The organism is Methylobacterium sp. GC_Met_2, assembly GCF_026540795.1.
In the GTDB taxonomy this organism is placed as follows: domain Bacteria; phylum Pseudomonadota; class Alphaproteobacteria; order Rhizobiales; family Beijerinckiaceae; genus Methylobacterium.
This window is the reverse complement of sequence record NZ_JALNUM010000266.1, coordinates 1-853: the sequence shown is the minus strand read 5'-3', so window position 1 is coordinate 853 and position 853 is coordinate 1. Positions and strand designations below refer to the sequence as shown.

Here is an 853-nt window from a genome sequence, read left to right as displayed (position 1 = left end):
TAGAGGCTGTTATGAACTGGCTGCGAGTAGAGCAGCCTTTTTAAGCATGAGGCAGACGAAGGCGACGCTGTGCAGGTCTGCCAGCGTGCTGGCGTATCGCTCGTAGTCTTTGACGAGCCGGCGGAAGCGGGTGGCCCAGGCGAAGGAACGCTCCACGACCCAGCGCCGGGGCAGCAGCACAAAGCCGCGCTTGGCCTCGGGCAGCTTCACGACCTCCAGTTCGATGCCGTGCCGGCGCGCAGCCGCGGCCGGCTTCTCGCCGGTGTAGCCCTGATCGACGAAGGCGACCTCGACGCTGTCGTCGGTGGCTGCCTGCACGGCCTTGGCCAGACGCTCGACCTGGGCACGGTCATCGGCGCTGGCCGGCGTGACGTGCAGGGTCAGAAGATGACCGAGCGTGTCCACCGCCATGTGCAGCTTCGAGCCCTGCTTGCGCTTGGCTCCGTCGTAGCCGGCTCGCTCGCCGCTCTCGGGCGTCGCCCGCAGCGTCCGGCTGTCGAGTATGGCCGCGGACGGCTCAGCCTTGCGCCCGGCCGCTAGGCGCGAAGATCCTCGGCCAGTTGCTCGAAACAGCCCGCCGACAGCCAGCGTTGCGCCTGCTGGTAGACGGCTGCCCACGGCGGCAGGTCGTGGGGCATCCAGCGCCACGGGGCGCCGGTCTTCACCACGTAGCGCAACCCGTTGAACACCTCTCGCAACGGGTGCGCGCGCTGGCCCGCATCCGCGCGCACCAGCGTCAGATACGGGGCGACCAATGCCCATTCGTCGTCGGACACATCGGACGGGTAGGCTTTCCGCGACTGGCTCATGATCCATCATCTGAGCCGCCCAGCCGACAAGTCCATAACAGCCT

The 853-nt window shown here is 67.8% G+C and carries 1 pseudogene; it reads right to left on the bottom strand.

Annotated elements, in window-relative coordinates:
* Positions 1–9: 9 nt before the first annotated feature.
* Positions 10–809, bottom strand: a pseudogene (locus tag OXS49_RS33375) (IS5 family transposase).
* Positions 810–853 lie beyond the last annotated feature (44 nt).